Raw genomic sequence first — 9,121 nt, forward strand, 5'->3', positions numbered from 1 at the left:
CACCTTGTAAAGGTTGTTTATTTTCGTCGAATTTCATAATTTTTAAAGATCCTAGCATTTCTTTTGGTACTTCAGGTACTGGTTTCTTTTTATTTTCCACTTCTAATAAAGCGCTTTCATTCACTTGTACGTTAACCTTTTTAATTGTAGGATCTAGTACATATCCCTCTGGAGCTTGAATTTCTTTTACGCTGTAAGTGCCGATAGGAAGTTGATGTAATTCCGCAACGCCTGTATGATCAGAAATAATATTTGTTTTGATATCACCTTTTTCATTGGACACTTCAAACACAGCACCTTGTAAAGGCAGTTTATTTTCATCAAATTTCATAATTTTTAAAGATCCTAGCTCTTCTTTTTGTGTCTCAGGTACTGGTGTCTCTTTATTTTCCACTGTATGTTTAATAATTTGGCCATCCTCTTTTATTTCAAAAGAGAAAGTATCGTTGCTGAGTATGTATCCTTCTGGAGCTAATGTTTCTTTATATGTATATGTTCCGTAAGGTAGTTTGAATTTGATAACACCATTTACATCCGTTTTACCTTTAGCAACTTCATTACCTTGTTTATTGTATATAGTAAATTCAGCATTTGAAAGCTTCTTATTGTGGTCTGCAAAGTCCACTTTTGAGATTTCTAGTTCACCTTGCATTTGTTTATTTTCCACCCCTAATAAAACGCTTTCATTTGTTTGTACATCAACTTTTTTAACTGAAGGATCTAGTACATATCCTTCTGGAGCTTGAATTTCTTTTACGTTGTAAGTACCGATAGGAAGTTGATGTAATTCCGCAACACCCGTATAATCGGAGGTAATATTTGTTTTGATATCACCTTTTTCATTGGACACTTCAAACACAGCACCTTGTAAAGGTTGTTTATTTTCGTCGAATTTCATAACTTTTAAAGATCCTAGTGTTTCCCATTTTACTACTAATTCTGTACTTATTTCTTCTTTACTTCTTTCTAATAATGTAGCTGTATTTTGAATACGTCGTTTTCCATCAAGAGTAATTGCCTGTAAATTTGTTAGTGTTGATTTTATTTTGAACTTAAAGTCTCCGCTAGCTGTATTTTTAGGAATCAAAATCTTAAATTTTTCATTAATAGAAAATGTAGTTTTCTTTTCCCCATTCTCATTTAAGAGTTGAATTCCTGCAGGTGCATTTTCACCTTCAATTGTATATGTTCCAGAAACAGCATTTGTTTGAATTGTATATAAATCTGTTTCTAAATAGTCTCCATTTTGTTTTACGTTTTGTGAATCAGGAGAAGTTACATTGAAAAATACGTATTGGGATTCTTTCCCATTTTTAGATTTTTCGACTAACTGTTGCATAAGAGTATGTACCTGTTGATTTTGTGGTACTAATTCATCTATTTGTAATTGTCCAAGAGTAATCCATACCGCTAATTGTGTTGCGTAATATGCTTCTTCTGGTGTAGATACACCTAATTCAGCTGGACTTTTTTGTGGATATCCGTTTAGTAGTACACGATATACCGCGTCGGTTGCTCTCCCCATTTCAGGTAAATCCTGTCCATTAGGAGAAGGTAGGTTTAGTGATAAACAATATTGGATACTCCCTGATGCTCCTTTAAGCATTCCCGCTATAATTTCTCGATTTTTTGATTTACTATAACTCCACTTTATTTGATATTTTTCTTTATGTACAACTTCAGCTTTTGCTTGTGGAACAGAAACTCCTAACAATATAATAAGCACACTTAACATAGAGATCCATTTTGCTAACATTTTTTGTTTCATTTCTTCATCCACCACCATTTATCAAAGTTTTATGAAAAAGATTTAATAATTTGAAAATTTGTAATAATTTAACCCTATTGTAAATGATGTTACAAAAAAAAAGAATAGATATTTCGGGTTAATTTTGTCATTTTTTTGAAAATTTAAGATACAAGTATTTGATAAAAATTAAACTAGTATGATAAGTTGCATCTTCTTGAATAAAGTTAAACTTTGTGTATTTATTTATACAGAGAACTGTTTGTACATAAAAGTAAAACTTTACAAGTAAATAGGAAAATATGTATATGCAGAATTACATATTTTATTATAAATGCTATTGTAGAAAAAGGATAGATGTTTTTTGATTAAATAATTGTCATTTTTGCGAAAATTTAAGATGTAGTTGTTAATAATAATTATAATAGCATTATAAGTTGCATCTTTTTGAATAAAGTTAAACTTTATGTATTTGTTTATAAAGATAACTGTTGGTACATAAAAGTGTATCTTTACAAGCAAATGGAAAAATATGTATATGTAAAATTACATATTTTATTATAAATGCTATTGTAGAAAAAGAATAGATGTTTTTAATTAAAAAATTGTCATTTTTCCGAAAATTTATATTACGGTTGTTTAGTGAAAAATAAAATTGTATAGAAAAATGAAATTTTATTCATTTTGTTTTTGTGGTAAATATTGTTATTTGCAGGTGGGCTTAATGTAATCATCATGTAAAGAATATAGATGTTTTATGAATGATAAATATGCTTCAGAAGAATGGAACACAATTAGGCAAAGAGCTAGTATTTGCTATAGGAGTAAGAGATAGATAATATGAAGGTAACGCTAGTTATACGTAAAGGAAAAGGATTAGAGCTATATGTTAGCTTTCTATTCTTTGAAAGGAGAACATGATATGGAAACAATGCCGAATTGGCTTATGCAACGTGCTTTTTTAACGCCGGATCGCACCGCAATTGAAACGAAGGATCGTACGTATACGTTTTTACAACTTCATGAAGAGGTTCTTTCAATGTGTGAACATCTTGCTTATTTGCAAGTGAAAAAGGGGACAAAAGTGGCTGTTCTGATGAAAAATAGTATGGAGATGGTAATCGCGATTCATGCTCTTTCTTATGTAGGGGCAGTCGCTGTGTTGCTGAATACACGTCTTTCAAGAGAAGAGCTACTTTGGCAAATGGAGGACGCAGAGGTGTCTTGTTTGCTTACAGATGAAGAGTTTGAGGGAGCAGAGGTGCCTGTATACTTATTTACAGATCTTGTAGCATTGCCGAAAGAAAAAGCAACTGTGCAAAGTGAGTTTGTGTTAGAAGAGACGATGACGATTATTTATACGTCAGGTACGACAGGAAAACCAAAAGGTGTGATGATTACGTACGGGAATCATTGGTGGAGTGCAGTTGGTTCTTCACTAAATTTAGGGCTTCGTGATGATGATTGCTGGCTTGCATGTTTACCGCTTTTTCATGTGGGCGGGTTATCACTGTTAATGAAAAATATGATGTACGGTATGAGGGTGTTACTTGTTCCGAAGTATGATCCGGATTTTATTCATGAAGCGCTGCAAACGAGAGGCGTAACGATGATTTCCGTTGTATCTAAAATGCTGACGGACTTGTTAGAACGGCTGCAAGAAGATACGTATCCGACATCTCTTCGCTGCGTATTGCTTGGCGGAGGGCCAGCTCCAAGACCGCTTTTAGAAACGTGCGTTACAAAAGGGATTCCAGTGTATCAAACATACGGTATGACGGAGACGTCTTCGCAAATTTGTACGTTGGCCGCTGATTATATGTTAACGAAAGTTGGTTCGGCTGGAAAACCGTTATTTCCTTGCCATATTCGTATTGAGCAAGATGGAAGGGAAGTTAGTGTAGGAACGGCCGGGGAAATTGTTGTGAAGGGGCCAAATGTAACGAGTGGTTATTTTAAGCGTGAAGAGGCGACGAAAGCGAGTATTCATGATGGGTGGTTACATACTGGGGATATTGGTTACTTAGATGAAGATGGTTTTCTTTATGTGCTAGATCGCCGCAGTGATTTAATTATTTCTGGCGGAGAGAACATATATCCAGCGCAAATTGAGGAAGTCTTGCTAGCCCATCCTGCTGTTTTGGAAGCGGGAGTTGTTGGAGTGGGCGATGAGAGATGGGGCCAAGTTCCTGTCGCATTTGTTGTGAAATCAACAGATGTAGCGGCAGAGGAATTGCTTGCTTTTTGCGCGGAGAAACTTGCACGGTATAAAGTGCCAAAGGCGGTTCATTTTCTTTCTGATATGCCGCGGGGTGCCTCCAAGAAATTATTGCGCCGTGAACTGCGACAGTTGGCGGAGGAAATGTAAATGCATATAAAAAAGGCGATTCTTTATGTAACAGAAATGCCGCTCGTTATTCCGTTTGCTGCAAGTTACGGGACGTATGAAAAGCGCGAAAGTATTGTGATTGAATTGATAGATGAAGAAGGGCGAAGCGGCTTTGGCGAAGTGGTTGCTTTTTCAGAACCGTGGTATACAGAAGAAACAGTCGTAACGGCGTTTCATATGCTGCAAGACTTTTTGTTGCCGGTACTATTTGAGCAGAAGCTTTTTCATCCTTCTGATGTTACGTCTTTTTTTCGGCATATAAAGCGCAACAATATGGCGAAAGCAGGAATCGAAGGCGCATTATGGGATTTATATGCAAAGCGTGAGAATCAATCGCTTGCTGCGCTGCTTGGCGGTGTAAAAGAGGAGATTGAAGTTGGTGTCGTGATCGGTCTGGATACCATTCCTAATATGTTAACACGAATTGAAACATATGCTGAAGAAGGATATAAACGGTTTAAAGTGAAAATCAAACCAGATCATGACTATGCTTTGCTTCACGAAATTCGCAAAGCGTTTCCGACGATTCCATTGATGGCAGATGCCAACTCTGCCTATACATTGGCGGATGTGAAGCAGTTACAAAGGTTGGACGAATTTCAGTTAATGATGATTGAGCAGCCGTTAGCAGATAACGATTTTCTTGATCATGCTCGTTTGCAGCAGCAAATGGAAACAAGCATTTGCTTAGATGAAAGCATTCATAGTTTAGAAGATGCAAGGGTAGCGATAAGACTTGGGAGCTGCCGCATCATTAACATTAAACCTGGACGAGTTGGCGGGTTAACAGAATCCATTCGTATTCATGATTATTGTCAGCAGCATCGCATTCCTGTTTGGTGCGGAGGTATGGTAGAAATGGGGATTTCCAGGGCGCAAAATATCGCGCTCGCATCACTTCCGAATTTTACAATACCCGGTGATATTTCCGCTTCTAGCAGGCATTGGGAGCAAGATATTATCTCGCCGGAAGTCACATTACAACATGGAAAAGTCATAGTTCCTAAGCAAGCTGGGTTTGGTTATAACATAAACCGGGCAAGACTAGAAGAAATAACGAAGCAATGCATTGTATGTGAGAGGTGAACAGATGCAAAAGCATGAACATGCGCTGCGCCATATCCAAAATTGTTTATTAGAGGCACCGTTTGTAAAAGTGGCGTACATTTTCGGATCTCATGCAAAAAAAGAAGCAACATCTTCTTCGCATTATGAGATAGCAATTGAGACAACGCATATTTCAGTAGGTGAGTTTCAATGGCTTTTGTTTCTATTAATGGAAGAGTTAAGCGGAATGGGAAAAGTTTCTGCGGTTCATTTGAATACATTGTTTGATAGCGAGCTGAAGCGTCATATTTTACGAGAAGGCCGGTTGATTGCACAGCGTATATAAAGTGAAACTTCTGTCAGTGGGGAGCTTACTGACCCACGAATAGCGGGATAAAAAGAGTGGCGTTATTCATATCGCTGCTCTTTTTGTATGAAACAGCATGATCAGTTGAAAATCCTTTTTCTTACTTTTCAGCCTGCTGCACTGTTTTGAGCGTTACCACGGATTGTTCCACTTTCACCTTTTTTCGAAATTCTTCATGGGATTTTTTACCTAGGGATCGACTTGAAATCTTATAAGATCTTATGTTAGAACAAGCCTGTTTTTAAAAAGAACAAGCTTCTTATTTTTTTCCTAAACATAGGATAAATGGAATCCACTGAAAGGATCTGACAAAGAATAAGGATTTTATTAAAGGAGGAAAAGAGTAATGAATGAAAGTTGTGAACATGGGCATGGACATGGACATCGTCACGGTAATGGTTTTGCGCTTTTAATCGTATTGTTTATTTTATTAATCATTATCGGCGCTAGCTGTTTCTGTGGTGGTGGCTACGGTGGCTACGGTGGTTTTGGTGGCTATGGTGGCTACGGTTACGGCGGCTGTTGTTAATAAGTTAAAAACTATTGAAAATAGCCTTGTGCTCTGCACAAGGCTATTTTATTCACAGCTTTATATGTTGTGACAATTTTTGAATGTAAAATGAGCGTATAAGGAAAAAGAAGATGATTTCAATTATGCCGAAGAGGCCTAATATTAAAATTTCTTCTTTTAAGAGAGAAAAAGAAAGTGTACTTTGTATAAATTTAATCGCAAAGATTGTATGAACGGAAGCGATAATATAAGGAACAAAAAATAGGATCGCTAATTGAATGGTTGCCGAACATATCATTTCATCTTTTGTTAATCCAATCTTTGTAATGGTTTTATACTTTTCTGTTTCTCTCGCTAAATCGCTATACATGCGGAAATAAAGAACGCTTCCTGCTCCCATGAAGAAAATAACGCCAAGAAATGTACCGATAAAGAAGTTCGCAACGTTCCAGCGCTTATCGACATATAATTCATCGCTTGATGTGAAAATGTAGAAAGGTGCTTTCTTATCATGTATTGCTTGCTGATCTGCATTTGGCAATACACTTTTTTCATCCGCTGCAATCATATGCAAAATACGCTTTGTGAGCGGCAGTGTATCTTCCCAATTATCCACCTGGAAATTATAAAGCATAATGGGTTCGAGATGTGGAATTTCGTTATCGACAGCATGATCTTGCAGTACGATTAAGTATGTGAAAGCTCCCTCCGGTATCATCGGTCCGTTAGCCATTTCTTTTATATGAAATTCTTTTTTATTAGATTCCAACGTAATATTGCTTTGTTTAAGAAAAGGATTAATTAATAATTCTAATGTTGCAGGTGAATATTTTGGAATAACATATGTTTCATGTTCTAGTAATTGAATTTGAGAACGTCCTAGGGATGTAGCGAGAATATTATAGTCACTTTGCTTCATAATCCAAATATCTTGGTTAGCAGCAGTATCTTTATAAATGAGTGATTTATGCTTTTGATATGTAAATTTGTCTGTATGTAGCTCATTTTCTAGTGCTGCAATATGCTTTGTTTCTAATGCATTTCCTTCGTAAGATACATAAGTAAATGGAAAAGGAAATCTTTCTAGTATAGAAGCTTTTGTGTATTTATTAAAAGCATATAATGTTGTGATCGTCGTAAAAGTTATTACAGATAGTATCGTTACGATAAAAAGCATATTAATATTGATGCGAACGCGTGATGCTAAATCAGAGATCCAAAGCATGTTCGCTTTTTTCATATAAAAGCGGCGCCGTTTTTTTAATATCAAAATGAAAAGAAAACTAGCTTGGGAGAATAGAAAATACGTCCCAATTGTAACGAGAGGGATAATGGCCAAAATAATGAGTAGGCCAATCCCGTTTGTTAAACTTTTTTCTGTTATATAACTTTGCGGATAAGCGGAAAAAATATAACCAGAAAATAGACATAGTAAACTAAAAATTGAAATGATAACAGAAGGAGGTTTCTCCTTCTGTTTGCGAACTCCCTCACTTAGAAGGTGGACGATTTTTTTTGTTCGGATTAAAGCAGGTGTAAAGATAGAGACAATGATAAAAAGTATGAGAAATGTTGCTATAGTTGTCTGAATTGCTTTTGATGGCCAATATAAATAAAGGCCGTTAATACCTGAAATTTTTGATGTAATTAATAAGAAAAAGTTAGAAAATACAAGACCAGCTTGGAGGCCAATAAAAGTAGACAGAAGCCCAATAATCATATTTTCTAAAAAAAGAAGTCGCTTAAGTTGCCTGTGTGAAATACCTAAAATCGTTAAAATGCCAAACTGCTTTTTGCGTACGGTCAAAAATGTTCCAATTGAGTACACCAAAAAGAAAAAAGAAAACAGGACAATTACAAATTGAGTAAAACCAATTAAATCGAAAAGAGGTCCTGTTTCTTTATAGTTTTGTACATGTTGCAAACGTGGATGATATCGATACACGGCAAATGAAAAGAATACCGTAATCGAAAATGAGCTGCTTAAAAAATAAGCAAAATAAGCTCTTGAATTGCGAACGACATTCTTTAAAGCAAATTGCCAAAACTTCATCCACGTCTTCCTCCTAGCAGTGCTAATACATCTAATATTTCTTGATAAAATTTTTCACGGTGCAGACCGCGGTGCAGTTCATTATAAAGCCCACCGTCTTTAATAAAAATGACGCGGTTGCAATAACTAGCAGCAAATGGATCATGTGTCACCATTAAAATTGTTGCTTGTTCTTCTTTATTTAACTTTGTAAATAGTTCCATTACATCAATTGCAGCTTTCGAATCTAAATTACCAGTTGGTTCATCAGCAAGAAGTAATGAAGGTTTATGGATGACTGCACGGGCTACTGCGGTACGCTGCGCTTGCCCTCCGGAAACTTCAAAAATTCGTTTATTTAAAATATGATCGATACCGAGCTTGTTTGAAATGGTAGCTAGCTTTTCATCCATTTCAGCAAGTGGAACATTATCCAATGTTAAGGGCAAAACGATGTTTTCCCCAATTGTTAGTGTGTCTAATAAGTTAAAGCTTTGAAATACAAATCCTAATTCTTGCCGGCGAAAGATCGCTAACTTTTCGTTGCGAAACGTATGAGGCTGCTTTCCGTTAATAAAGACTTCTCCTGCTGTAGGAGAATCAATGGTCGAAATAACATTTAATAACGTTGATTTCCCGCTTCCTGACGGGCCCATAATCGCAACAAATTCTCCTTTATCTACATGTAAATTAATATTTTTTAAAGCAGTATGAGGGACTTTCCCCTCATACACTTTCGATACATTTTGAATATGCAGTACTTCCTCCATATATCAATCACCTTTCTAACGCTATAAATCAACTTGAATTTTTCAACATCTTTGTCTAGCTCTACCTCCTAGGCCCTCATGTCTAAGAACCTTCCACACAAGAAGGTAAAAAACACTTTATGTGTGAAAGAACCTTAGCCAACGGGCCTAAACAGTCGGCTCCGCTTTTCTTTATGATCCAGCTCCAGCGGCTAGAACAGTCGGTGGCTTCGCGTCTTCCGCCGAGGCAAAAAGCGCCTCTATGTCAGAAGCTCCATC

General features: G+C 36.3%; 7 protein-coding genes. 4 read left to right on the forward strand and 3 right to left on the reverse strand.

All coding sequences use genetic code 11. The features are described 5' to 3' along the window. Positions 1–1,768 (reverse strand): SpaA isopeptide-forming pilin-related protein (locus tag BM211_RS25205; RefSeq protein ID WP_141771703.1); only part of this gene is annotated, 1,768 nt, incomplete at its 3' end. A gap of 901 nt (positions 1,769–2,669) precedes the next feature. Here BM211_RS25205 and BM211_RS25210 point away from each other — a divergent pair. The 4 genes from BM211_RS25210 to BM211_RS25225 all read left to right on the forward strand — a co-directional run bounded on the left by BM211_RS25210 (position 2,670) and on the right by BM211_RS25225 (position 6,079). Then, on the forward strand, positions 2,670–4,115 hold the full coding sequence (locus BM211_RS25210; protein ID WP_091000131.1) for an o-succinylbenzoate--CoA ligase: 1,446 nt from the start codon (positions 2,670–2,672) through the stop codon (positions 4,113–4,115). After that, positions 4,116–5,222: an o-succinylbenzoate synthase gene (gene menC / locus BM211_RS25215; RefSeq protein WP_091000133.1), complete on the forward strand. Its 1,107-nt coding sequence runs from the start codon at positions 4,116–4,118 to the stop codon at positions 5,220–5,222. Positions 5,223–5,226: 4 nt separating this feature from the next. Continuing rightward, positions 5,227–5,529 carry a nucleotidyltransferase domain-containing protein gene (locus tag BM211_RS25220; protein WP_035432585.1) on the forward strand — a complete coding sequence of 101 codons (303 nt, stop codon included), beginning with the start codon at positions 5,227–5,229 and terminating at the stop codon, positions 5,527–5,529. A 367-nt stretch (positions 5,530–5,896) separates the two neighbouring features. Then, a complete protein-coding gene (locus BM211_RS25225) occupies positions 5,897–6,079 on the forward strand; it encodes a YjcZ family sporulation protein (protein ID WP_091000134.1) in 183 nt (60 codons plus the stop codon). A gap of 52 nt (positions 6,080–6,131) precedes the next feature. Here the strand turns inward: BM211_RS25225 and BM211_RS25230 are convergent, their stop codons facing one another. Both BM211_RS25230 and BM211_RS25235 read right to left on the reverse strand, forming a co-directional pair. Next, the gene (locus BM211_RS25230; RefSeq protein WP_035432590.1) at positions 6,132–8,114 is read right to left on the reverse strand and encodes an FtsX-like permease family protein; all 1,983 of its coding nucleotides are present in this window, start codon (positions 8,112–8,114) and stop codon (positions 6,132–6,134) included. Further along, positions 8,111–8,863 (reverse strand): ABC transporter ATP-binding protein, encoded by a 753-nt coding sequence (locus BM211_RS25235; protein ID WP_035432591.1) that lies wholly within the window; start codon positions 8,861–8,863, stop codon positions 8,111–8,113. Before BM211_RS25235 ends, BM211_RS25230 begins: the two co-directional genes overlap by 4 nt. Positions 8,864–9,121 lie beyond the last annotated feature (258 nt).

Origin of the sequence: Bacillus sp. 491mf, from assembly GCF_900112415.1 — a bacterium.
GTDB lineage: Bacteria > Bacillota > Bacilli > Bacillales > Bacillaceae_G > Bacillus_A.